Raw genomic sequence first — 24,293 nt, 5'->3', positions numbered from 1 at the left:
TGATAAAAAACAGGATATTGGCTATGCGTGCTCCAGCAAAAAGCCCGCATCTATCTTCAGTATCTTGTACAGCGCCTTCAGAAAAGGGATATCCGGTTTCCTTTTGCCGTTCAGGATCTCGGACAGCTTGGATTTTCCCATTCCCAGCGTGTCCGCGAGGCTGGCCTGAGACATCTTCTGCTCAAACATCTTCAATTCTACCGCTTCCGTAATGGTTTGCGGCTCTTTGCCGGGCTTAAGCCCCAGCACTTCATCTTCGTATTTTTCCGCAGCCGCGGCCATGGCTGCCAGCTGTTTCAGTTCCTGCGGCGCCAGGTTGTCTTCCCCTTTGTCCATCAGCCGGTATACTTTCACCATTGTTTCGTGGTAGTCTTTTCTGCTGTTGATGGTGTGTTTCATGTTGTTTTATGGTTTATAAACGGCCTCAGACGCTTTTATGCTGTCATATTCGGCGTGTGTGCCTATGAACAGGATAAATACGGTCCTTACCTTAAAAATGATCAGTGCTATCAAACGGAACTGGTTCCCTTTGATATTGAAAACGTAGCGGTCATTGCCTACGCAATCCGCGGAATTGAAGGTGTTCCGCAACGCCGGAAAGTTATTCCAGTCAGCCGCGCTTGTTTCTTCGTACCATTTTTCCAGTGCGCTTTCCGCTTCCGGATGCTCTTTTGTAAACCCGTTCAGGATGGTTTTTGAAATGATCACCATTTACCAATAATTTAAAGGTAGAACATTATTCCGGAAATAAGAATAATATTCCACTATTGTGAATAAATAAATATTGGGATATGATGAAATAAACAGAAAAGTCCGGGTTAACGCGGGGACCAGGTGCGGTTGATTTTGTTGCTTCATCAAAGTACGAAATAAAAAAACCATTCCCCGCCATAACCGTAAAAACTTGTAATTTACCCGCATGACGCTTTGCTTCTACGTTCAGTATTCATCCGCCTGGGGAGAACAATTGTACCTGTCATACACCTGCGGCCATACCAGCAAAGTGTTGCCCATGGCTTACTTCAATGAATCTTTTTGGTGGCTGGAAATAGAGGTGGCAACCCCCGCGGCATTCAGCTACCATTACATATTGAACGGTCTTGCAGAAAGGCATTCCCGCCATATTTCCCTGCAACATCATCCATCCCTCACCATCCGCGATGTATGGATACCGCCGGGGGAGATAAATAACACCTGGCTCACCGCTCCTTTCCAGCAACATACACCGGAAGCGCTTCCTGCGCAGGCGGGTAACTGCACGTTCCGGGTATGGTCTCCTTTAACACGGCAGCCGCTGCTGCTTGTTGGCAACCTGCCGGAGCTGGGTAGCTGGGACGTGCGGCAGGCCATTCCGCTGCACCGCAGCGCCGCCGGGTATTTTACCGCCAACGTACACCTCCCCGAAGGCCGCCACGTAGCATACAAGTACCTCCGCGGCGGCGGGTACGAGCCTGGTGAAAACCGCCGGGTGGTCACCGCCGCGCAAACGCTGGTGCAGGACGGTTTTACCCGCTTTCCCGAAAACGCGCCCAAAGCCGCCGGGGTAGCAGTGCCGGTGTTCTCCCTCCGTTCTGAAAGCAGCTGCGGGGTAGGGGAGTTCAATGACATCCCGCTGCTGGCAGACTGGGTGGAAGCCACCGGCCAGCGCGTTATTCAGCTGCTGCCGGTGAATGATACCACCGTTAATTACAGTTTCACGGATTCATACCCCTACGCGGTAGTTTCCGCTTTTGCGCTGCACCCGGTGTACGTGAATGTACAGGCGGTGGCTGACGGTATTACACCCGGCAGCCAGGTTGTTCCGGCCTTGCCGCCTGACTATGAAACCACCCGCGCCCGCCTCAATGCCGCTCCGCTGCTAGACTATGAGGCCGTTATCCGGTACAAGATGCAATGCCTGGAACAACTGTACGCCCATCACACGGCCTCTGACGCATTCCGCCGGTGGGTACAGGAAAACGGCAGCTGGCTGGAGCCTTACGCCATGTTTTGCAGTAAGCGGGACGGGGGAAGGGACGCCGCTTTTTATCATTTTGTGCAATACCACCTGCACCTCCAACTGGCGCATGCGGTAGATGATGCCCGCAGCAGGGGCATTGCGGTAAAGGGAGACCTGCCCATCGGGCTCAGCCTGCAAAGCGTGGATGTGGCCGCCTTTCCTTCCCTCTTTCACACCGGCGTGCAGGCCGGTGCGCCGCCAGACGAGTTTGCCGTGAACGGGCAGAACTGGGGCTTTCCTACGTATAACTGGCCGGCCATGGAAGCGGAAGGGTATGCATGGTGGAAGCAACGGCTGCGCCACATGGCTCGTTATTTTTCGGCTTTCCGCATAGATCATATACTGGGTTTTTTCCGCATCTGGCAAATACCCCGCCATGCCGTACACGGCATACTGGGTTACTTTGAGCCCGCGCTGCCCTTCTCTGAAAACGAGTTGCAGGAGTGGGGCATACCGTTTAGCCGGGAGCGTTATTGCGAACCCTATATCACAGACATCCTGCTCTACCACATTTTCAGCACGCAGGCCGTTACGGTAAAGGCCATATGCCTGGAGCCTTCCGGCGGCGGGCAGTACCGGCTGCTGCCGCCGTTCCGTACGCAGGCGGCCGTACTGGCAGCGGGGCTGGCGCCAGACATTACGGAAGGGCTGCTGCAACTGCTGGGCAATGTATTGCTGATAGAGCCGGAGCCCGGCCGCTTTCACCCGCGCTTCAACCTGCAGCTCACCAGCTCTTTTGAAGCGCTGGAGGCAGACGTGCAGCAACGGCTGGCCACACTGGCGGAGCATTTTTTCTACCGCCGGCATAATGCGCTGTGGGAGCAGGAGGCCATGAAAAAACTGCCGGTGCTGCAAAACGCCACCAACATGCTGGTATGCGGGGAAGACCTGGGCATGGTGCCGGCGGGCGTGCCGGCCGTGATGCGGCGGCTGGGCATCCTGTCACTGGAAGTGCAGCATATGCCCAAACAGGAGGGCCGCCGCCCGGCAGACGCGCCTTACCTTTCCGTGGTAACACCCTCCACGCATGATATGCCCACCCTCCGCAACTGGTACGCCGGCCCCGCGGCAGACGCCATCAGGGAGCAACTGCGCTCCCCCGCCATGTGGTGCATACCGCAGTTGCAGGACTGGCTGGCGCTTGACCCTTCCCTGCCAAAACTGCCGCCAGAACAGGAAAGGATCAACAACCCGGCGGTAATGCCGTGGTACTGGCGCTACCGCATGCCCCTCACCCTGGAGGAACTGCTGAAGGCCACCGGCCTCAACGCCCTGGTGCGGCAGCTGGTAAGGGATAGCGGGCGGTAAGAAATCAATGAATACAATGTATATTTAAACCATGGAGCTGACACTTTACCCCTTCGAACTAAAATTCCGGCACACCTTCACCATTTCCCGGAAGAGCAAGGACGTGCAACCGCTGCTGGTGGCGGAACTGAAGCAGGATGGCTTCAGCGGGCTGGGTGAAACGGCTGACAACGCATATTATAACATTACTGTGCCGGGCCTCATGAAGGCCATCAATGCGCACCGCGCGTTCATAGAATCTTACCGGCTGGAAACGCCGGAAGCGTTCTGGGAAGCCATGTACCCCTTGCTGGCGGATAATATGTTCGCGCTCTGCGCGCTTGACCTGGCGGCGCATGACCTGTATGCCAGGATGCTCGGCAAAAAGCTGTATGAAGTGTGGGGGCTTGACCCTTCGCACAACCCGCTTACAGACTATACCATAGGTATAGATACGGTGGAGAACATGGTAAAAAAGCTGCAGGAATTTCCCTGGCCTATTTACAAGATCAAGCTGGGCACCAAAGAAGATATTGCCATTATCACAGAGCTGCGCAAGCATACCACCGCCACTTTCCGCGTAGACGCCAACTGCGCCTGGGGCGTGGAGGAAACGCTGCGCAATGCCGCGGCCTTTAAGGAACTGGGTGTTGAGTTCATAGAACAGCCCATGCCCGCCGCAGACTGGGAAGGCATGAAAAAAGTATACCAGGCGTCTGCGCTGCCGCTGATAGCAGATGAAAGCTGCATTGTGGAGGCAGACGTGGAAAAATGCCGCGGCTATTTTCACGGCATCAATATCAAACTCACCAAATGCGGCGGCATTACGCCCGCCCGCAGAATGATCATGCAGGCCAAAGCCTTCGGCATGAAGGTGATGACGGGCAGCATGAATGAAAGCACCGTGGGCACTTCCGCGGTGGCGCACCTGTTGCCTTACCTGGACTATGTGGACATGGACGGCCCGCTGCTGCTGGCGGAAGACGTGGCAGACGGCGTAGAGATCCGCAATGGCGTTATCTATTACGCCAAAGGCAACGGTACCGGCGCACTGCTGCACCGGGCGTTCTAGTGGAGCGGTTGCTGCCTCATGCCGGAAAAGGTGAACTGCGGTATCTCCGGGTCGTTGTTGACCACCATGTATCCCCTGATGATGTTATCTTCCACAAAACGGAAATATGTTTTGTTGTTCAGCAACCATTCATACGGTGCGCATGGCAGCGTGAAAGGCTGGTCTCCGTTAAATACCGGTTTCATAATAAAATCATAGTGTTTCTTTTCTGCCAGTATGCCTTTGATATGGCAGAAGTCCTGCCGGCGCGGATGGTAACGCGTATCGTTCTCCATCCTCCCGTAGAAGAAGGCGCCATGGGCGCTGTCTATGTGCAGTACGTAACGGAGGGTGCCGGTGGGGCATTTGAAAGAGACCAGGTATTTGCCGATGAGCGCAGCGGTCTTTTGCTGCATAATACTGGGCGTTCGCTGACTGTTAGCTTGCAGGGATATGCCTAGCAGTAATACTGCCAAAAAGGTAACAGTCTGTCGGATTGAAGAATGGCGGATCATGACGACAGATTTGTTGTACTTTAAAAGTACAACGCTTCCGGCAGGCGGCCGCCTGAATATACAGGGATGGACGGAACAGGATGTTTTTGTTGTTAACAATTGCCCCGGAGGCACTGCTGACAAAGGTTGCGCAGCGGCTGGAGCATATTATGCTTATCATGTGTCTGCCGGCAGGCCGGCTTCTTCTGCCGTAATTTCTTCCCATTTCCGGGCAAAAAAAACATAGTCGCTTTTCCTGCCTTCTGCGCGGATGTATTTGCCCGCCAGCTCCGCTAAAGGATTGTCCATAAAGGGGTTGCCGGCGGCGGGGCGTATCAGGAAGCTGCCGTCTGCCGTGCGCAGGTATACGCCCAGGCTCTCGCTTTTGGTGGTGCGGGCAAAGGTCTTCAGCACCAGTTGCCCCTTTACGGTCGTTATTTTCTTTTTATCGTCTGACATATTCACGGTACCCAATAATATCGCCATTCCTTTCTTTTACCACCAGTACTTTGGTGTCTTTGAACTTTCCATGGAATGATGATGCCGAATATACATGAAATTTCACCGGCGCCTGCATGGATTTTATGCCCCTGGCCAGGGGAGCGGCTTTGGGCGTATTCTCGAACACCTTTTTGTTAGGCGCCTGGCCGAATTTTTTTGTTTTCAGCAGCAGTTGGAGGCCCTTTTGCATGGTGGTACTGCTTTTTTTAGCGGCCACGGCCCGGGGTATGGTAATGAAGCTGTTGAACGCTATGCCCTTGGCCGCCAGGTTGCCCCTGCGGTTGCTGCGCAACTCCATGGTTTTGGGCGGCGCGGCGGTGAGCACCAGCGAAGGGTCTCCCAGCAGGTAGAACTGCGCCAGTGTTTTCAGCTCATAGGGGTCCAGCGTAGGGCCCATCTCGTCCAGGAAGCGTTGCCGCGCTTCCAGCAGCGCGCGGCCGGTTGAAGCGCCTTTAATAACATTGGCCAGAAAGTATTGGGTGAGCAGGTCTGCCAGCCCCTGGCCTTCTGCCGGGCCGTAAGCAATGGTAGAGCTGCCGGTAAAGGCCAGGGCGTGGTGCAGCAGGTAGCTGTTGGCAATGCTGAGCTGGTCCGTTTCTGTGAGGGAAGGGTCGTACAGCTGCGCGCCGTAACAGCATTCCGCCGCCACAATAGTGCCCTTGCTGATCTTTTTGGCCAGCAGCGCGGCATTCACCGCCTCCGGGTATTTGCTGCCTTTCTGCCCGTAATAGCAGGGATCTTCAAGCGAGCCGTGGCAATTAATGAAATGGGCCCTGGGCTTCAGCTGTGCGCTGGTCCATTGCGGGCCTTTGGCGGGAGATACCTGCAACTGCCGGTGGTGGCCGAAAATGCGGGTGAGGCTTTCCTGCGTGCTCAGCCGCCAGTCATGTACGCTCACAGAAAAATATTGCTGGTAGTCTTTGGTTTTGCCGGGCTTGCTGCCGGTCACGTCTTTTACCAGCGAGCGGAAATAAGCGGGGTTGCTGCTGCCGGGTACGTCAGGCAGGCGGCCCACTACGCGGGTAGGCGCAATGAATTTGCCGGGGTTGGTGCTGTACGCGGCCTCACAGGCGTAGGGGAGGTCTGAGGGGATGGTCTCGTCCTCATCATCTTCACTGTACAGGAGGTTGGCCAGCGGCTGAAAAGGGATCACGTCCTGCGCGCCGGCCAGCAACAGGTAGTCCGGCTGAAAGTACCGGTACAACGCGTCTATGGCCAGCTTGTTCTGGCGTGCGTTGGCGGCGTCTTTCACGGCCGGGGCCTTGTATTTCTTCATGGCCGCGGCGTCATCCGCAAATACGATCACTGTACTGAGCCCGCGTTTTTTGTCTGATTGAACGATGGATTGGAGGTCTGCCAGAATGGACTTGTGCTGCTGCCCGTACTTCCGGGCAAGGGCAGACCGGTTGGAAACGATCAGTTTATCCTTTTTCATGGGGGTATAGTTTTGGGGTACGAATAACTATATTAAGGTACGAATTATTGCATAAACCCGGGGGAATGCCTATTTTACAGCAAGCTTTTCAACCGGATTCAATATGCTTCACCCACGTTATTTTCTCTCATTCCTGTTACTGATGGCAGTACACATGGCCGGCGCCCAGACTGTTGCGCGCATCACCGTAAACACCGGCGCTTACGCCCGGTATAACACACCGGTTTCCTTTGCGCTGGGCAAAGTGAACGTGAACAGCCTTAAAGGCCTGGTGCTGTACCAATTGAACAACGGCAGCCGCCAGGCGGTGCCGGTGCGCGTAGAAACTGGTCCGGCGGCCATTACCTGGCAACTGGCGGGGGAAGTGAAACCCGGCGTTACCCTGCAATACGAGCTGGTAAAGGGAAAGGAGGAAACCACGCTGCCGGACAATGAACGCGTAACAGTAGAGGACGATCACCGCACGCTGACAGTGCTGGCGGGCAACCACCCGGTGCTGCGTTACCAGTACACCGTGATGGAACCGCCCCCGGGCGTAGACACCGCGTTCCGCCGCAGCGGGTTCATTCACCCCGCCTGGACGCCGGGCGGCAAGGTGCTCACCAATATCCAGCCTAAAGACCACTACCATCATTACGGCATCTGGAACCCATGGACGGATACGGAGTTTGAAGGCGAAACGGTAGACTTCTGGAACCTGAAAAAACGTTCCGGCACCGTGCGCTTCAGCAGGTTCAATTCCAAAACCGGCGGCTTCAACGCGCTGCAGGAGCACGTGGTATTCAAAAAGAACGGTACGGAGAAAGTGGCCATGAACGAGGAGTGGGACGTAGATGTATACCCTTATGACGGGAAAACGTTCATGTGGGATTTTACCTCCCGGCTGCAATGCGCCACCGCGTCTCCCATCACCCTCAACCAATACCGCTACGGCGGCGGCTTTGCCATCAGGGGCAATGCCGAGTGGAACAACGAGAACAGCGCTGTGCTTACTTCAGAAGGGAAAACAAGAAAGAACGCGGACTCTACGCATGCCCGCTGGCTCAAAATAGCCGGCAACCTGAAAGATGGCCTGGCCGGCCTCCTCATCCTGTCTGCCCCCGCCAACTTCCGGGCGCCGCAGCCAGTAAGGGTATGGCCTGAAAAAGACCAGCATGGCCAGGTGTTCGGCATGTTCAGCCCCACCAAAGACTACAGCTGGACGTTGCAGCCCGGCAAAACCTACACCCAGTCTTACCGCGTCATCACGTTTGATAAAGACCTTACAGCAGAGCAGGCGGAGGCCTATTGGAACGATTTTGCGCACCCTCCGAAAGTGACCGGCAGGCTGGTGAAGTAAGGGCGTCAGACCAGTAGCCTGCATGAAGGATGCAGGTCTCTCGCGCCGCAAGAAACGGCAACTGTGAAAGTGCGGCCCTGCTGCCAAGCAGTTACGCTATGTATACCGTTTTGATATTGAGGAACTCATGGGCGCCCTCCACAGACAGCTCCCGCCCGTAACCGGATTGTTTCACGCCGCCGAAGGGCAGCCGTGCGTCTGAACGTACCATGGCATTGATGAACACGTTGCCGCTGTCTATCAGCGTGGCCAGGCGTGCCGCCTTGTCCAGGTCTTTTGTCCACAGCGCGGCACCCAGCCCAAAGGGCGTCTGGTTGGCCAGGCGGATGGCCGCGGCCTCATCGTGGGCCGTAATAACGGCTGCCAGCGGGCCAAAGGTCTCTTCATCAAATGCGGGCATGCCGGGTTGTACGCCTGTTAGCAGGGCGGGGGTAAAGTTGCAGCCGTGCTGCTCGCCGCCCGCCAGCAGCTGCGCGCCTTTCCCGATGCTTTGTTCCATCTGCCGGGTAATTTCATCTGCCAGGTCAGCGCGGGCCATGGGGCCGGTATCCGTATCCGGCAGGAACGGGTCTCCCTGTTGCAGGGAAGTGATGATGGCCTGTACCTGTTGTATAAAATCTTCCGCTGCCGGTTTTTCCACTATCCAGCGTTTGGCGGCAATGCAAGACTGGCCGGCGTTCTGCATGCGGGCCTTTACGGCAATTTTGGCCGCTTCCGCCAGGTTGGCGTCTTTCAGTACAATGAAGGGGTCGCTGCCGCCCAGCTCCAGTACGGTCTTTTTGATGTATTTGCCTGCCAGCGCGGCTACGCTCATGCCCGCGGGCGTGCTGCCCGTAAGGGTTACGCCTTGTATGCGCGGGTCTGCAATGATCGGTTCCATGTTTTTGGAAGATACCAGCAGCGCCTGGAACGCTCCTTCAGGAAAACCCGCTTCCAGGAAGAGCTTTTCAATGGCCAGGCCGCAGCCGCTTACGTTGCTGGCGTGTTTCAGCACCACGGCGTTGCCCGCCAGCAGGTTGGGAATGGCAAAACGGAACACCTGCCAGTACGGGAAGTTCCAGGGCATAATGGCCAGTATGATGCCTTTGGGCTCAAACGCCGCGTAGCTCTTTTTTCCTTCCGTGGCAATCAGCCGCGGCTGCAGCATGGCGCCAATATTGTTGGCGTAATATTCCGCTGTGGAGGCGCATTTCAGCACTTCCGCCTTCGCCTCGCTGAGGGTTTTGCCCATCTCACGGGAAATGAGCGTGCCATGCTCCGCGGCCTGTTCTCTCAGCAGCGTTGCCGCCTGCATCATCCACGCCGCGCGCTGCTCCGTACCGGCCTGGCGCAATGCTGAAAAAGCCTGCCAGCCGTGCTGCAGGCGGGATGCTATTTCGTCTTTCGTATGCGCGGGATATTCCGCAATGGTCTCCTGCGTGAAAGGGTAAATGCTCTTGAACGTCATGTTATAAAGTTAAGGAATTTAGAGGGCCGGTACACTTGTTGCAAAAGGCATAACTTTGCAGCCTTAACGTAAACGGAACATGTCTTTAAGCAAGTTGAACATAGCGGTGATGGCCCTGTGTACAGGCCTCATTGTAGCCAATATTTATTACGCCCAGCCTTTGCTGGTACTGATGAGCAGGGAGTTTTCCGTGTCGGAGCCCAACGCCGGGCAGGTCACCTTTTTTACCCAGATGGGTTATGCCCTGGGCCTGCTGTTTTGCGTGCCGCTGGGAGATAAGCTGGAGCGGAAAGGCCAGATCATGGCCATGACGGCCATGGCCGTAGCGGCGCTTTTTGCCACGGCCCTTTCCGTCAACATTACCATGATGAAGGTGATGGGTTTCATTATCGGCTTCACCTCCATTGTGCCGCAGCTGATACTGCCCATGGCGGCCAGCCTGGCCGCGCCGGAGCGCCGCGGCAAAGTGATCGGCGTTATCATGAGCGGCCTGCTCATAGGCATCCTGCTTTCCCGTACCATCAGCGGCGTGGTGGGAGAGCACTTTGGCTGGCGCGCCATGTTCTGGATAGCGGGCGGCGTATCGCTGGCGCTGCTTATCATCATGTTCTTTTCCTTCCCTTCCAGCAGGCCTTCTTTTTCCGGCAGCTACGGCGCGCTGATGCGTTCCGTGTTCACGCTGGTGAAAGAGCAGCCGCTGCTACGGGAGGCTTCCTTCATCAATGCCTGCGGCTTTGCGGCGTTCGGGCTGTTCTGGACCACCTCGGTGTTTTTATTGTCTAACCCGCCGTTCAGTTACGGCAGCGACGTGATCGGCCTCATGGGCCTGGCCGCGGCTACCGGCGCGCTGGGCGCCCCGCTCATTGGCAGGATCGCAGACCGGAAAAACCCGCGCATCGCCATCGGTTACGGCATTGCCTGCATTCTGGCAGGGTATGTGATCTTCTGGCTGTTCCGGACTTCCATTGCGGGCATTGTGGCCGGCATTATACTGCTTGACCTGGGCCTGCAGGGCGTACACGTATCCAACCAGACGCGCATCTACGCCCTGCTGCCCGAAGCGCGCAACCGCATGAACACGGTGTTCATGACGGTGAGCTTCATCGGCACCTCGCTCGGCTCGGGCATTGGCCTTTGGGTGTGGGACATCGGTAAATGGGGTGGCGTGTGCCTGGCGGGCGTGGGCATGATGATGATCGGCGTGGGGATCTATGCGGCAACGTACAGGAAAGGTCAATTATCAGCCGGGCCTGTTTGATGTGCTTTTTTGTATTGTCTTCTAAATCTGGGATCAGGATAAAAGTACAAGGGCAGCCTGAATTGCACGTTTACTTTTTTCCCGTTTTGAATACCGGGATGCCAGCCGTTCAACAAGTTGACCAGTCTTATGGCCTCCTGGTCAAGATCGCTGCGTATGCCTTCTACAACAGATGCCGCTCGTATGTTCCCGGCGGTGTCTACAATGAACTCCACCACTATTTTCCCGCCTATCCTGTCTTGCCGGGCCGCTGGCGGGTACCGCATGCTGTCTGCAATTATCCGCATCAGCATTTTGTCCCCGGCTTTAAACCTGGGCGGTATCTCGTCATAGCTCTCATTGCGTGCGGATGGTGCGGTGGATTGCGCAGTTACGGCACAGGCGGGTGCCAGTAAACAGAAATAGAGGAGTAGTCGCAAGGCAGGCATGGGGATGTTTTATATGATCGTAATATACGAAATCCGGCTGAATGTCAGACAAAACGGCCGGCAACAAAAGATGCTGCCGGCCGTTCAACAAAAAGGTAAGGTCTCTTATTATTCAGGTACCGTCGTAATTTTCAGCATGTTGGTGGGCAGGTGTTCCTTGATGGGCGTGCTGCCGGTGTTCACCACCACATCGTTAGCCTTGATGAAGCTGCGTTCTTTCAGGATGTTGATCTGGTCATGGAAAATATCGTCCAGGCTTTCTTCTTCGCCGTAGTAGAAGGCGCGTACGCCCCAGCTGAGGCTCAGCTGGTTCACGAGCGTCTTTTCCTTGGTGAAGATGAACAGCGGGGATTTAGGGCGGTAGCTGCTCAGCATAAAGCCGGTGTAACCGCTCTGCGTCATGCCTATAAGGGCGTCAGCTTCCAGGTCTTCCGCAATTTTACAGGCGTTGTAGCACAGCGCATCGCTCAGGAAGGTGGGGGAGTGACGGTGAGGGATCAGGTTACGGTTGTAGATGATGCTTTCCTTTTCCACTTCGCCAATGATCTTGCGCATGGTCTGGATCACCAGGGTAGGGTGGTTGCCGGTGGCGGTCTCGCCGCTCAGCATCACCGCGTCCGCGCCTTCCAGCACGGCGTTGGCCACGTCCGTGATCTCGCTGCGGTTGGGGCGGGTGCGGTCTATCATGCTCTCCATCATCTGCGTGGCCACAATCACGGGTTTGGCGCGGTGAATGCATTTGCGGATAATGTCTTTCTGGATCATGGGTATCTGCTCTACGGGCAGCTCCACGCCCAGGTCTCCGCGGGCTATCATTACGCCGTCGCTTTCCCAGATGATCTCTTTCAGGTTCTGGATGGCTTCCGGCTTTTCGATCTTGGAAATGATCTTCATTTTGGACTGGCGCTCCGCCAGGCGTTTGCGCAGCAGGCCCAGGTCTTTTACGTTGCGTACAAAAGACAGCGCTACCCAGTCGCACTCCTGGTCAATGATAAACTCCAGGTCTTCCACGTCTTTTTCCGTGAGCGCCGGCAGGGATACTTTGGTATCCGGCAGGTTGAAGCCTTTCTTGGAAGAGAGTATGCCGCCCAGCAATACTTCCGCCTTGATGAGGTGGTCAGGCGTTATTTCTTTCACTACGGTCTCTATCTTGCCGTCGTCCAGCAATATTTTCTGGCCGGGGCGCACGTCTTTATGCAGGTCATGGTAGGATACGTAGATCTTTTCCATGGTACCCACGCATTTTTCCGTGGTGAAGGTGAGAATGTCTCCCGTTTTCAGCGGCAGGGCATTGTCCTTGATCTCTCCCACACGCAGCTTGGGGCCCTGCAGGTCTGCCAGTATGGCAATGTTGTAAGGTTCGGTCTGGTTGATCTCACGAATGTACCCGATGATCCTCAGCTTGTCCTCATGGCTCCCGTGAGAGAAGTTCAGGCGGAACACGTTCACGCCTGCCTTTACGAGCTCCAATAATTTCTCATAGGTATCACAAGCCGGGCCAACAGTGGCAACAATCTTGGTTTTCTGCTTTGAATGCGCCAGTCCGGCTTCATTGTCCATTCCTTTGTGAAAGTACTTGGACAGATCTTTTGTACTCATAGACGTTTATTTAACTCGCAAGAATTTTTACAATCTTAAACCACTCCGCATCAATTTTCTGTTTGGCTTTTACGGCCTTTTCGAGGGGAGTGTACTGAATTTTGTTGTTGACGATGCCGATCATCACGTTGTGGGTGCCTTCCAGCAGGGCGGTTACCGCGGCATAGCCCATTCTGCTGGCTATAAGGCGGTCTATGCAGGTGGGGGAGCCGCCGCGCTGGATGTGGCCCAGGATGCACACCCGCGTATCCAGCTGGGGCATTCTTTCCTTTACGTGGCGGGCTACTTCGTCCGCACCGCCAAACTCGTCCCCTTCCGCCACTACAATGAGGTTCACCATTTTCTGGCGGCGCTCGTTGGCGGTCAGCTCGTTGATCACGTCATCTATATCGGTTTTGCGCTCCGGCATCAGGATGTGTTCCGCACCGGTGGCAATACCGCTGTGCAGGGCAATATAACCCGCATCGCGGCCCATTACTTCAATAATGAACAGCCGGTCATGCGCATCCGCCGTATCGCGGATCTTGTCAATTGCTTCTACGGCCGTGTTAACCGCCGTGTCAAAACCAATAGTGAAATCGGAACCTGCAATGTCTTTGTCAATAGTGCCGGGGAGGCCTATGCAGGGAATATCGAACTCCTGGCTGAACTTCTGCGCTCCTTTGAAAGAGCCGTCCCCGCCAATCACCACCAGTCCGTCTATCCCGAATTTTTTCAGGTTTTCATAAGCACGTTTGCGGCCTTCAGGCTCATAGAACTCCTTGCAACGGGCCGTTTTCAGTACGGTACCCCCTCTCTGGATGATGTTGGCCACAGACTTGGATTCCATAGGAAAAATTTCGCCGGTCAACATCCCCTTATACCCGTACATTACGCCAAACACATTCAGATGATTGTAAATACCGGTCCTTACTACCGCCCTGATGGCTGCGTTCATCCCCGGTGCGTCGCCCCCCGAGGTAAGAACCGCGATGTTGTTCACTTTCTTCATTGTGAGATCTTATATATTTTCTACTATGGCCACATCGAATGGTATTTCATAGTAATTTGCCTTAGTTCCGTCCTTTTAAAGGGCGCACAAAATTAACATTTTTTGGTAGTTTCCTATCAGTTGTTCGATGAAATAACCTAAATTTTTAATTTTAATCAAATAAAAGGTAAATTTTTTTTAAAAAGTTACGTATGCCAACTATTACTAATAAGCTAGCTGCCATGAGTGTAATGATGACTTTTGCGGCAGGTACCGTCCTGGCGCAGCAACAGATCCCTGTTACCTATCCGGTTACCAGAAAAGTAGATACAGTAGACAACTATCACGGGAAAAAAATTGCGGACCCTTACCGCTGGCTGGAAGATGACCACAGCGAGGAAACAAAAGAATGGGTGGATGCGCAGAATAAAGCGACGCAGGCCTACCTCTCCGCCATTCCTTTCAGGGACAAGATCAAAAAGAGACTGGAAGAACTGTGGAACTACCCGCGCTATGGCACGCCCTTCCGCGAAGGGGAGCACTATTACTTTTACAAGAACGACGGCCTCCAGAACCAGGCGGTGCTGTACCGCCAGAAAGGTCTCACCGGCGCGCCGGAAGTGTTCATTGACCCCAACAAACTGTCAGACAAAGGCACCGCCGCCCTGGGCAGCCTCAGCTTTTCGAAAGACGGGAAATACTGCGCCTACCTCATTGCCAAGGCCGGTTCAGACTGGCAGCAGGGGTTTGTAATGGACGTGGCCACCAAACAGGTATTGGCAGATACGCTTGACTGGATCAAGTTCTCCGGTCTTTCCTGGAAAGGGCACGGCTTTTACTACAGCCGTTACGACGCGCCGGACGAGCACAGCAAACTGTCTAAAAAGAACGAGTTCCATAAAGTGTACTATCACAAAGTGGGCGATGCGCAGGCGCAGGACGAACTGGTGTACGTAGACAAGGAACACCCCCTCCGCAACGCCGGCGCCGGGCTAACGGAAGATGAACGTTTCCTCATCCTGAGCACCACGGAAGGCACCAGCGGCAACGAGCTGTGGTACCGCGATCTGCAGGATGCGTCCCAGACGGGGTTCAAACTGCTGATCAAAGGTTTTGCCACAGACCCTGACGTGATAGACAATGTGGGAGACAAGCTGCTGGTAAAGACCAACCAGAACGCGCCCAACTTCAAGGTAGTGCTGGTAGACCCGAAGAACCCGGAAAAGGAGCACTGGCAAACTATCATCCCGGAACAGGATGAAGTGCTGCTGGGCGTGGGCACGGCCGGCGGCAAACTGTTTGCCAGCTACCTGAAACATGCCAGCACCCGCATCATGCAATATGACAGGAGCGGCCAGCTGGAGCGGCAGATAGACCTGCCGGGCATCGGCACGGCAGGCGGCTTTGGCGGCAAGGCGGAAGATAAAACACTGTTCTACACCTTCACGTCTTTTGTGGCGCCGCCCACCATTTACAAGTACGATATTGCCGCCGGCAAATCAGAGCTGTTCCGCAAAACGGAAGTGAAGTTCAACCCGGCGGAGTATGAGACCAAACAGGTGTTTTTCAGCAGTAAAGACGGTACCAACGTGCCTGTTTTCCTGTCTTACAAAAAAGGCATCAAGCTGGACGGTAACAATCCCCTGCTGCTCTACGGCTATGGTGGGTTCAATATTCCCATGACGCCCGGTTTCTCCGTATCTAACCTGTTCTTCATGGAGCAGGGCGGCATTTACGCGGTGGTGAACCTGCGCGGTGGCAACGAGTATGGCGAGGCCTGGCACAAGGGGGGCATGTTGCAGAACAAACAGAACGTGTTTGACGATTTTATTGGCGCGGCGGAGTTCCTGGTCAGGGAAAAATATACCAACCCTTCCAAAATAGCCATCCGTGGCGGTTCTAACGGCGGCTTGCTGGTAGGTGCGGCCATGACGCAGCGGCCGGAACTATTCAAGGTGGCGCTGCCCGCGGTAGGCGTAATGGACATGCTGCGCTTCCAGAAATTCACCATAGGCTGGGCCTGGGTGGTAGAATACGGCTCCAGCGAAAAACCGGAGCAGTTCGATTACCTGATCAAATACTCGCCGCTCCACAACCTGGAGAAAGGCACGGCCTACCCGGCCACGCTCGTTACCACGGCAGACCATGACGACCGTGTAGTACCGGCGCACTCATTCAAGTTTGCGGCTACCCTCCAGGAAGCGCACAAAGGCGCCAACCCTGTGCTGATACGCATTGAAACGCAGGCGGGCCACGGCGCGGGCAAGCCTACTTCCAAGCTGATAGATGAGGCTGCAGACGTCTGGGCCTTCACCATGTATAACCTGGGAATGAATATTTAACAATTTTTCAGGACGAATAAACGCCGCGTACTACAACAGTTACGCGGCGTTTTAGTATATTAACATGATGAACGGGTAAAAGACTAATTATATTCCAATGAAAGTTTTAGTAACAGGAAGCAACGGCCTCCTCGGGCAATACCTCATACAACGCTTAAGCGCCCTTCCGGGGTACGAGGTAGTAGCCACGGGCAGGGGGCCCAACCGGCTGAAAATGCAGGACGGGTACGTGTATGAGTCAGTGAACCTGGGAGATGAAGCGGGGGTGAAAGGCCTGGTGGAACGCCACCGGCCGGATGCCATCATTCATGCCGGGGCCATGACGCAGGCGGATGATTGCGAGCGCAACAAAGACGCCTGCTGGATGGCCAACGTAACCGCCACCCGTTATCTGCTGCAGGGCGCGGAAAGAACAGGCTCGTTTTTCCTGTTCCTGTCTACAGACTTTGTGTTTGACGGCCTGGGCGGCCCCTACCGCGAAGATGACCCCGTCAACCCCGTGAACTACTACGGCGCCAGCAAAGCGGCGGCGGAGCGCATCGTTAAACAGGCCAAAGTGCCCTGGGCCATCGCCCGCACCGTACTGGTATACGGCCTGGCGGATGACCCGCGCCGCAGCAACATCATTACCTGGGTAAAGAACAACCTGGAGCAGAAAAAGAAACTCAAGGTGGTGAACGACCAGTGGCGTACGCCCACCTTTGTGCAAGACCTGGCGGAAGGCTGCCGCCTCATTATTGACAAACGCGCGCAGGGCGTGTTCCACCTCTCGGGGAAAGACATGCTCACCCCGTATGATATGGCCGTTCAGGTAGCCCACTACCTCAACCTGGATACCCGCCTGTTCGAAAAGGTAGACGCCACCAGCTTCAAACAGCCCGCCAAAAGGCCCGCTAAAACCGGGTTCATCATAGAAAAGGCGGAAAAGGAGCTGGGGTATTCCCCGCACAGTTTTGAAGAAGGGCTGAAAGCCATATTAGGGGAGGGGCCCGCGCCAAAGGAAAACGGGGCATAGATCATGTATCACATAAAAAAAGACCTGCAACAAACATTGCAGGTCTTTTTCTTTTATATGCATGCCTTGCGGCGGCTAGTACTCTATTCTCACGGGCGCCGAGAACTTTTGGGACACGGCGTCTTTTGACAGCGCGGTATCCGCGGGCAGCGTATGAAATTTCACGGCCAGGTTGTATTGCGAAGAATCTTTGGAGGTGTACAGCACTACTTCCTTGTGCCCCCATGCCAGGCGTTTGGTGTGGTTCTTTTCCGCGGTTTCCCTGGTTTTGAAGGTCTGGAACACCACGTAATAGGTGATGCTGTCACTCACCGGCTCTGCGGGCACAACAGGCGCTACCTGCACGCTGTCTTCCTCAACGGGCGCGGGAGGCGGAGGGGCCGTAGTTTCGGGTACCGGCGTATAGTTGCTGAACTGGTCTTTCAGTAAAAAGAAGCTCGCCACCCCGGCAATCACCACGGCGGGCACGGCCACCCACCACCACCTGAAGCGGCCCTGGCTTTCAAACTCTTCCGGCACTACGGTAGTGTGTTCCACCACTTCATGATTGACCACCTCGGTATTGCCTTGCAATACTTTTGGCGCGGATTCCGGGCGCAGTACGGGCTGCAGGGCAATGGGCTGCCAGGCGTCAGGCAGCTCCTGCGGGGTAAAGCGCACCTGGCCGAAGGGGTCCAGCCGCAGGTTGCCAATGCCCGGCAGGTCTACCGGCTGGCCGGTTTGCAGGCTTTCGCGGAAATCCTGCAGGTATTTTTCCATTTTCAACCGGGCCACCTGTTCTACCAGGTTCTCCTTCTGCGATATCCAGTGCAGGCAGGAGCCGTCGTCTTCCCAGCGGGTCTCAAAGTTCACCTGCTGGCGGGGCGGCGTCAGCACCTGCTCCACCACTGAATAATGCGCCGGGATGTGCTGGATGGTGAACGTACCCACCTGCGGAATGGAACAGGTCTGCTGCTTGAAAAGTACGTCTGTTATATAGTTCTGTAACATGTAGGCCGGTTCAATTTGTGTGCAAGTTTACGCAATTTAAAACTTAACCGTTATACCGCCCAGGATGTTGAACCCGTAACTCTCGTAGCCGCTCCAGCGCTCATACCTGGAATTCAACACGTTATTGGCGTTCAGCCAGAGGTTGAAATTTTTGGTGAGGTTGAAAACGGCCCCCACGTTCAGGTCCTGCGCGGGCTGTGTTTTATCAAAGTCTTTGCTGGGTACCAGTTTGTAATAGGTGCCGCTCAGGGTGTACAGGTTGGCGTTCAGGTGGAACTTTTTGCCGAAAGAGTACTGGGCAAAAAGGTTGGCCGTGAACGGCTGCAGCCCCCAGGGCTTCAGCTCCGTTTTCTGTTTGTTGAAGTTATACCAGTCCATGGTGAGGCGGGCCTGGAACTTCTCTTCCTGTATATACCCGATCTCCGCATGCAGCTGGAAGGCCTTCAGCTCTTCTTCCCGGTATACGTCAAACTTTTTTCCGTCTGTAGAATCGTTCACGAACAGCGGCAGGTCTCGCCAGATCACAGACGCAAACTTGGTGTTGTAGGTGAAGTGGCTGCCCAGCGTACCTTTAATGCCCGTGTATTTTTCTTCCACGCGGGTGTTGAATACGGTAGCGGGGTAGTTGCCGATGAAAGGGTTCTGGTTGGCCAGGTTGCGGTAATTGTTCTTGTCTATGTAAGAGATCCAGCCGCTGCTCAGGATGAGTTTTTTGCGGATCAGGTGAGACTCGTTCACAATGTCTGGCAGCAGGTAGAACTTCCCGTTGGTCCAGGTGGGGTTTACGCCGGCATGCAGCATGAAGCCCGGTTTGGTCACTTCCACGGCGGGGTGTACGGCCGCCACGTTGTTGTTGAGGGTTTCGTTATTGTCCTGCTTGAAGGTGCTCAGGTCTGCAATACCTTCCGCCTTGATCCAGATATCCTCAAACAGCTGCTTGCGGATGGGCGCTTTCAGCACCACGGTGTTTTCCAGCCTTTTATAAGCATCCCCGAACACAATGAACTGGGCGTTGGGGTTGAACTGGAAGCCCCAGTCGTTCTGCGGGCGGTTTTTTAGCCCCACCTTGGCAATTACTTCGTTGAAGGTTTGCCGGATGTCAGACTTTTTAAACTCCTCCACGCTGTGGTCATAACCATAGTAGTGCACCCGGTTCAGGTTGTAGCCCAGGCTGCCGTTGATCTCGAACAGGGGGCTGAAATAGGTGCCGGAGGCCAGCACGTTCATATTGGTATAGTCCTGGTTCTCAATATCTCCCTGGGAGGATGTGTAGTTGAAGAACAGGCCGAAGTTATACTTGTCTTGCCGCCCGCTGCCAAACCCGGCCTGTACCAGCGGGGTAGAGAGGTTGCCGTAGCCGAGCTTCACGTAATTGTTCTGCAACTGCAGGGAAGAGGTGTCTTTTCCCAACGCCAGCGGCCGCAGGGGCACCGGCTGGTACATGAAGTACAGGTTCAGCGCAGGCACCTGGTACCCCAGCCTGGGGCGGGTGGTATCCAGCCCGGGCAGGGAAGCGGTGAGGTTGAGCTTGGCCGCGCCGGGCAGCTTGGGCTGGTATTTGGAGATGATGTCTATTGTTTCCTGCTTGAGCGTATCCTTCTGGGCCTGAGTGGCAAATGGCAGGCTGAGGCCGAGTACTGATAGCGCTGTGATATGTTTTAAGTTCATGTGTTCTGATTAAGGCTGTTTGATTTTGGAACCTGCTTTTTCTTCTGCTTCGGCTTTGGCCAGTTTTTCTTTGGCTTCCGCTTTCAGCTCGGGTATGGGGCAGTTTTCCGCAATGCTCTGGAAAGTGGCTTTGGCGTTGAAATAATCTTTCTGGCGGAAGTACACGTCTCCCAGCAGAATGTAGGCCTTGGCGGTCCACAGCTCGTAGGAAGAAGTGTTCTTGATCACGTCAAAGCCCGCTTTTTCAGCAGCGGCCAGGTCGTTCTTGTCCAGGTAACATTTGGCAACGTTGTACCGGGCTTCCGCGCCTATCTCCGATTTGGTGAGGCCGGTCACGATCTTGAACTCGCTGATGGCCTCATCATACGCCTGCTTTTCCTGCTGGGCCTTGCCCAGGTAGAAGTGGCCGATGATCTGGTCGTCTGTACTGATATTGGCGGCGGAGAGTAATTGCTCGGCCAGCGGCCCCACGGCTTCCCAGTTCTTCAGCTGGTAGTTGCTGCGCAGCAGCCCGCGGGTGGCGGTGAGCGTATTGTCTTTGGTAGTGGCCAGCGTATTCAGCTGCTCGTAGTATTCTTTCGCCTTCGCATAATCTTTCACCTGGTAATAGTTCAGGTAGGCGGCCTGCAGGGCGGCCCTTTCCGCAAAGGGGCTGTTGCCGCGCGTGAGCACAAACTCATACGCGGGCAGGGCGGCGGCGTAATCTTTGTTGTTATAGAGGCATTCCGCTTTGTAGAAGCTGGCCTGCAGGGCAAACTGCCCGCTGGGGTACTTCTGCAGGTAACTGGTAAATGCGGCAATGGCGCCGGCATAGTCTCCGTTGCTGAAGCGCGTTTCCGCCGCGGCGTAGGTAATGGAGTCTTCCGCGGAGGCGGATACGGATTTGCCGGAGGCTTTCAGCAGGGCCAGGTAATCATCGGTCTTACCCTGGTCTACATAAATATTGCGCACGTTCTGCAGTGCCTGGGTGGCTTCGTTAGAGTTGGGGAACTTCTCCACCACTTCGCGGAAGTACTGCAGGGCGGTGTTATGCTGGTTGGTATTGAAATACGCCAGGCCCAGCTTCAGCAGCGCGCGGGGCGCGGCCTGCCCTTCCGGCTGCTTCTGCAATACGCTTTTCAGGTGGGGGATGGCGTCATTATACCGCTCGTCGCTCAGGTAGGTATCCGCGATCTCCATTTCCGCCTCGTTGTTAAAACCGGAAGTGGGGAACTGGCTGCCGAGCTGCCTGAGCAGGTTGAGCTTTTCGGTGTGTTTGCCCTGTATGCCGAGGATGATGCTCTTCTGGTACAGCGCGTAGTCCGCGCCCGGCTGGTTGGCGTTGATCACCTGGTCATACAGGCTGGTGGCCTTCGGAAAGTCACGCAGCATGTAGTGGCAGTCTGCCGTGCGCAGCAGCGCGTCCGTGGCAATGCGGCCGGCATTGGGGCCGCTGGCCTTTTGCGCATTCTCAAAGTAGGGCAGGGCGCTGGCGTACTGTTCTTTTTTCAGCAGGCTGTAGCCCATGTTGTACGCCGCGTTCTGCGGGTTGGCCTCTCCAGATACGGGTGTGGCGCCGGTATTAAAATAGGCCTGCAGGCTGGTAATGGCCTTGTCCGCATTGCCCTGGCGCAGCGCAATTTCCCCTTTCCAGAACTGCGCCAGCTGTACCAGCTGCGGGTCATAAGGGTGGGAGAGCGATACGTCCAGCAAACGGTCCGCTTCGGCCAACTGCTGGTCGTTCACCAGCTGCGTGGCGCGGCCGTAGGCAATTTTCTGGTAGGCTTTGAGCACGGCAGGGCTTTTTTCCTGCAGCATGTCCATAATGGCCAGCGCCTCCTTATAGTTGTTGGTGTTGGCAAAGAGCTGCACCAGTATTTCCCGCGCTTCCTTGTTGTACTCGGAGCGGGGGTATTTGTTGATGAAGTTGGTCAGTTCGGCAATGGCGGCATCCTGGTAGCCCAGCTCAAAGGAGAGCTTGCCGTAATTGAAGCGGCTGATCTCCTGCTGCCTGGCGTTGGAGCTGTTGCGGGCGCTGTAGGCAAAGGCATTGCGCGCGTTGGCCTTCTGGCCGGTGCGCAGGTAGCAGTCTCCCAGCAGGTACATGGAGTTCTGCCCCAGGGAGTCTTTTTCGCTGCTCAGCTGTTTGAAGCCCGTAATGGCCTTTTCCAGGTTGGCGGTCTGGTAGTAGGTGTAAGAAAGCTGGTATACGTCTTCCTTCCTTACTTCTTCCGCGTTCTCGTTAAATTCTTCCAGGTAAGGGAGGGCCTTGGGATAGTCTTTTTTCTCAAAGTAAGCCTGGCCCACGAGTTTTTTCAGCTCGCCTTCGTAATACATATTGCCTTTGCGGATCAGGGGCTCTGCGTAGCTGATCAACTGGTCCTGCTTGCCCTGGAAGTAATAGATCTCCGCAATGTAATAAGGCACCACCGTGCTGTATTTCGGTTCGTTCTGCACCCGCTGGAAGCTGTTGAGCGCGGCGGCGTACTGCTTGTTGTAATAGGAAATGAAACCGAAATAATAGTTGGCGGGTATGTAGTACTTGTTCTGTATTTCCTTGATGGAGGCAAAAAGCGGCTGCGCTTTCTGGAAGTCTTTCACGTTAAAGTAGCAATAGGCCTGTTCGAACTTGGCGTCTGCAATATCTTCGTTGGAGAGGTTGTCTATGCTGGCCTTTTCGTAATAGGGAATGGCCTCCGTCAGTTTGTTGCGGTGAAAATAGAAACGGGCCAGCTGGAAGCTCACCATCTGCTCACGGGCGCTGTTGTTGAAGTATTTCAGGAAGTCCAGCGCTTTTTTCTCCGCGTCTTCGTTCTGCAGTTTGAGCGCGCACATGGCGTAGTAATAATGCGCGTCCGTATTCACCAGGGAGCGGTTGGTCTCTTTAAAATAAGAGATGCCGTCTATGGTCTGTTTGAACAGCTGCATGGATACAGCATATTTTCCCTCGCGGAACAATTGCTGCGCTTCCTTGAAAGTTTTGTCAGGCTCCGTATAGATACGGGTTTGCTGGCCGGCGGCGGCGGTGGCGCCTGTTATGCCCGCAACAAGGAAAAGTACGCGCAATGGAGGAAGAGGGAAATTCTTTCGAGTGAATAGCTTCATGCTGTTTATAGTTATTACTGTAATGTTTTTTCTAAAACGGCGCAGCACCGGAATTATTTCGAACGCAAGACTGTCCGGCATTTTCCGGGTAGCTGACCGGGCTCTTAAAATTGGCAAAGATGGGGTTTACAAACGAAGCAAATATAAAAGATTATACTTTTTTGCCGGTGGCAGGTTATCTACCTTGTGTGGATAAACTGCCGGATGTGGATAACTATCCCGGCCGCTGCGCGGCGGCGCCTTGATTTTCACAGTTTAATCCCGAAATTTGGCTTTTATTACCATATACATTATAAACTATCTAAATTTGAGCCGGGTTGGCGGTTAAAATCAAAATCCCGCTTATTCAACAAGAATCAAACCAAACTGATCTATGAAAAAACTATTATCTGCACGGTTCAGCAACGGGGCTGTTCACTTAACGCAACTGGTGTTGCGCCTGGTATTTGGTGGATTGATCGCCTACCGGCACGGCTGGCCCAAACTCATGAATTTTTCGCAGTATTCCACCCAGTTCGCAGATCCGTTCGGCATTGGCAAATCCGCCTCGCTCGGACTGACGGTTTTTGCGGAGCTGTTTTGCGGCATATTGCTGGTGCTGGGCCTGGTAACGAGGCTGGCCACCATTCCGCTGATCATCTGCATGAGCGTGATCATCTTCATGATCCACCGGACAGACGGCTGGGGCAAGCAGGAAATGCCCGTGCTCTTCCTGGCGGCCTTTGTGGTGATACTCATTACCGGTTCCGGTAAATATTCCATAGACAGCGCCATTGGCAAGTAATACGGCAGAAAGAAAACAGGGGCTGACCAACAAGTATGGTCAGCCCCATTTTATTTGCAATTGCCCGCGCGCGGGCAGCAAAGCGTTTTTTTGATGGCCGGCCGTACCGGGTGTGCCCGCCCCTTTTCTTTTTTGGGAGAGCATGGGGGATATGCTACATTTACACACCAAATTTTCTTTTTATCATGTACAGCACAACCATAGATATTCGCGTGCGGTATGGCGAAACGGACCAGATGGGGTATCTCTACTACGGCAACTACGCATTGTATTATGAAGTGGGGCGTACGGACGCCATCCGGCAGCTGGGCTTCACCTACCGCGAGCTGGAAGAGCAGGGCGTGATCATGCCGGTGGCCGAGCTGCAGGTTAAGTACCTGCGGCCCGCGTACTATGACGATGTAATAACGGTGAAGACTATACTAAAATCGCTACCTGACAATCACAAGATACAGTTCCACTCAGAATTGTATAACCAGAAAGGGGAGCTGCTGAACGTAGGCGTTACCACGCTGGCGTTCATAGATGCCAAAAACAGAACGCGCATGCACATGCCGGAAGTGATGCGGCAGAAGCTGGCGGCTTTTTTCTGATCAACATGT

General features: G+C 54.8%; 20 protein-coding genes. 8 read left to right on the top strand and 12 right to left on the bottom strand.

From position 1 onward, the window contains the following. Nucleotides 1-21: 21 nt before the first annotated feature. A complete protein-coding gene (locus D3A97_RS00350; RefSeq protein WP_119075485.1) occupies nucleotides 22-399 on the bottom strand; it encodes a helix-turn-helix domain-containing protein in 378 nt (125 codons plus the stop codon). A 6-nt stretch (nucleotides 400-405) separates the two neighbouring features. Beyond that, the gene (locus D3A97_RS00345) at nucleotides 406-711 is read right to left on the bottom strand and encodes a type II toxin-antitoxin system HigB family toxin (RefSeq protein WP_119075482.1); all 306 of its coding nucleotides are present in this window, start codon (nucleotides 709-711) and stop codon (nucleotides 406-408) included. 208 nt (nucleotides 712-919) lie between these two features. Between D3A97_RS00345 and D3A97_RS00340 the strand changes: the two genes are divergently transcribed. Beyond that, nucleotides 920-3,307, top strand: coding sequence for a 4-alpha-glucanotransferase (locus D3A97_RS00340; protein ID WP_119075480.1), 2,388 nt, complete (start codon nucleotides 920-922; stop codon nucleotides 3,305-3,307). Between the two features lie 31 nt (nucleotides 3,308-3,338). Continuing rightward, nucleotides 3,339-4,358: a dipeptide epimerase gene (locus tag D3A97_RS00335; protein WP_119075478.1), complete on the top strand. Its 1,020-nt coding sequence runs from the start codon at nucleotides 3,339-3,341 to the stop codon at nucleotides 4,356-4,358. Here the strand turns inward: D3A97_RS00335 and D3A97_RS00330 are convergent. From D3A97_RS00330 to D3A97_RS00320, 3 genes are all read right to left on the bottom strand, one after another. Further along, nucleotides 4,355-4,753, bottom strand: coding sequence for a hypothetical protein (locus tag D3A97_RS00330; RefSeq protein ID WP_119075474.1), 399 nt, complete (start codon nucleotides 4,751-4,753; stop codon nucleotides 4,355-4,357). The two genes, D3A97_RS00335 and D3A97_RS00330, sit on opposite strands and share 4 nt — an antisense overlap. Before the next feature lie 255 nt (nucleotides 4,754-5,008). Next, complete coding sequence (locus D3A97_RS00325; protein ID WP_157986283.1) at nucleotides 5,009-5,317, bottom strand: hypothetical protein; 309 nt, start codon at nucleotides 5,315-5,317, stop codon at nucleotides 5,009-5,011. Then, nucleotides 5,277-6,767: a C25 family cysteine peptidase gene (locus tag D3A97_RS00320; RefSeq protein ID WP_119075469.1), complete on the bottom strand. Its 1,491-nt coding sequence runs from the start codon at nucleotides 6,765-6,767 to the stop codon at nucleotides 5,277-5,279. Before D3A97_RS00320 ends, D3A97_RS00325 begins: the two co-directional genes overlap by 41 nt. Nucleotides 6,768-6,909: 142 nt before the next feature. Between D3A97_RS00320 and D3A97_RS00315 the strand changes: the two genes are divergently transcribed. Beyond that, nucleotides 6,910-8,106 carry a DUF6807 domain-containing protein gene (locus tag D3A97_RS00315; RefSeq protein ID WP_157986282.1) on the top strand — a complete coding sequence of 399 codons (1,197 nt, stop codon included), beginning with the start codon at nucleotides 6,910-6,912 and terminating at the stop codon, nucleotides 8,104-8,106. 91 nt (nucleotides 8,107-8,197) lie between these two features. Here D3A97_RS00315 and D3A97_RS00310 read toward each other — a convergent pair whose 3' ends face one another. Then, complete coding sequence (locus tag D3A97_RS00310) at nucleotides 8,198-9,553, bottom strand: NAD-dependent succinate-semialdehyde dehydrogenase (protein ID WP_119075464.1); 1,356 nt, start codon at nucleotides 9,551-9,553, stop codon at nucleotides 8,198-8,200. A 79-nt stretch (nucleotides 9,554-9,632) separates the two neighbouring features. Between D3A97_RS00310 and D3A97_RS00305 the strand changes: the two genes are divergently transcribed. Continuing rightward, nucleotides 9,633-10,811 carry an MFS transporter gene (locus D3A97_RS00305; RefSeq protein WP_119075462.1) on the top strand — a complete coding sequence of 393 codons (1,179 nt, stop codon included), beginning with the start codon at nucleotides 9,633-9,635 and terminating at the stop codon, nucleotides 10,809-10,811. On the opposite strand, the gene D3A97_RS00300 is transcribed toward D3A97_RS00305, so the two are convergent. From D3A97_RS00300 to pfkA, 3 genes are all read right to left on the bottom strand, one after another. Then, the gene (locus D3A97_RS00300) at nucleotides 10,787-11,239 is read right to left on the bottom strand and encodes an energy transducer TonB (RefSeq protein ID WP_119075460.1); all 453 of its coding nucleotides are present in this window, start codon (nucleotides 11,237-11,239) and stop codon (nucleotides 10,787-10,789) included. The genes D3A97_RS00305 and D3A97_RS00300 overlap by 25 nt on opposite strands. Before the next feature lie 108 nt (nucleotides 11,240-11,347). Further along, complete coding sequence (pyk, locus tag D3A97_RS00295; RefSeq protein ID WP_119075458.1) at nucleotides 11,348-12,838, bottom strand: pyruvate kinase; 1,491 nt, start codon at nucleotides 12,836-12,838, stop codon at nucleotides 11,348-11,350. A 10-nt stretch (nucleotides 12,839-12,848) separates the two neighbouring features. After that, nucleotides 12,849-13,829, bottom strand: coding sequence for a 6-phosphofructokinase (gene pfkA / locus D3A97_RS00290; RefSeq protein WP_119075456.1), 981 nt, complete (start codon nucleotides 13,827-13,829; stop codon nucleotides 12,849-12,851). 221 nt (nucleotides 13,830-14,050) lie between these two features. On the opposite strand from pfkA, the gene D3A97_RS00285 reads away from it, so the two are divergent. Both D3A97_RS00285 and D3A97_RS00280 read left to right on the top strand, forming a co-directional pair. Beyond that, a complete protein-coding gene (locus D3A97_RS00285) occupies nucleotides 14,051-16,150 on the top strand; it encodes a prolyl oligopeptidase family serine peptidase (RefSeq protein ID WP_119075453.1) in 2,100 nt (699 codons plus the stop codon). Between the two features lie 97 nt (nucleotides 16,151-16,247). Then, nucleotides 16,248-17,165 (top strand): SDR family oxidoreductase, encoded by a 918-nt coding sequence (locus tag D3A97_RS00280; RefSeq protein WP_119075451.1) that lies wholly within the window; start codon nucleotides 16,248-16,250, stop codon nucleotides 17,163-17,165. A gap of 75 nt (nucleotides 17,166-17,240) precedes the next feature. Here D3A97_RS00280 and D3A97_RS00275 read toward each other — a convergent pair whose 3' ends face one another. Genes D3A97_RS00275 through D3A97_RS00265 form a run of 3 tightly spaced genes read right to left on the bottom strand, consistent with a single transcriptional unit; the run spans nucleotide 17,241 to nucleotide 22,907 of the window. Further along, nucleotides 17,241-18,155, bottom strand: a complete 915-nt coding sequence (locus D3A97_RS00275; RefSeq protein WP_119075448.1) for an HU domain-containing protein — start codon at nucleotides 18,153-18,155, stop codon at nucleotides 17,241-17,243. A 36-nt stretch (nucleotides 18,156-18,191) separates the two neighbouring features. Continuing rightward, nucleotides 18,192-19,823 carry a hypothetical protein gene (locus D3A97_RS00270; RefSeq protein WP_119075445.1) on the bottom strand — a complete coding sequence of 544 codons (1,632 nt, stop codon included), beginning with the start codon at nucleotides 19,821-19,823 and terminating at the stop codon, nucleotides 18,192-18,194. 9 nt (nucleotides 19,824-19,832) lie between these two features. Next, nucleotides 19,833-22,907 (bottom strand): tetratricopeptide repeat protein, encoded by a 3,075-nt coding sequence (locus tag D3A97_RS00265; RefSeq protein WP_198673804.1) that lies wholly within the window; start codon nucleotides 22,905-22,907, stop codon nucleotides 19,833-19,835. A gap of 373 nt (nucleotides 22,908-23,280) precedes the next feature. Here D3A97_RS00265 and D3A97_RS00260 point away from each other — a divergent pair, with 373 nt between their 5' ends. Beyond that, on the top strand, nucleotides 23,281-23,691 hold the full coding sequence (locus D3A97_RS00260) for a DoxX family protein (RefSeq protein WP_119075440.1): 411 nt from the start codon (nucleotides 23,281-23,283) through the stop codon (nucleotides 23,689-23,691). A gap of 185 nt (nucleotides 23,692-23,876) precedes the next feature. After that, the gene (locus tag D3A97_RS00255; RefSeq protein WP_119075438.1) at nucleotides 23,877-24,284 is read left to right on the top strand and encodes an acyl-CoA thioesterase; all 408 of its coding nucleotides are present in this window, start codon (nucleotides 23,877-23,879) and stop codon (nucleotides 24,282-24,284) included. Nucleotides 24,285-24,293: the final 9 nt, after the last annotated feature.

The sequence above is a fragment of the Chitinophaga alhagiae genome, from assembly GCF_003568665.1.
Classification (GTDB): domain Bacteria; phylum Bacteroidota; class Bacteroidia; order Chitinophagales; family Chitinophagaceae; genus Chitinophaga; species Chitinophaga alhagiae.
Note: the sequence above shows the minus strand (reverse complement) of the source record. Positions and strands in the feature narration are given on the sequence as shown.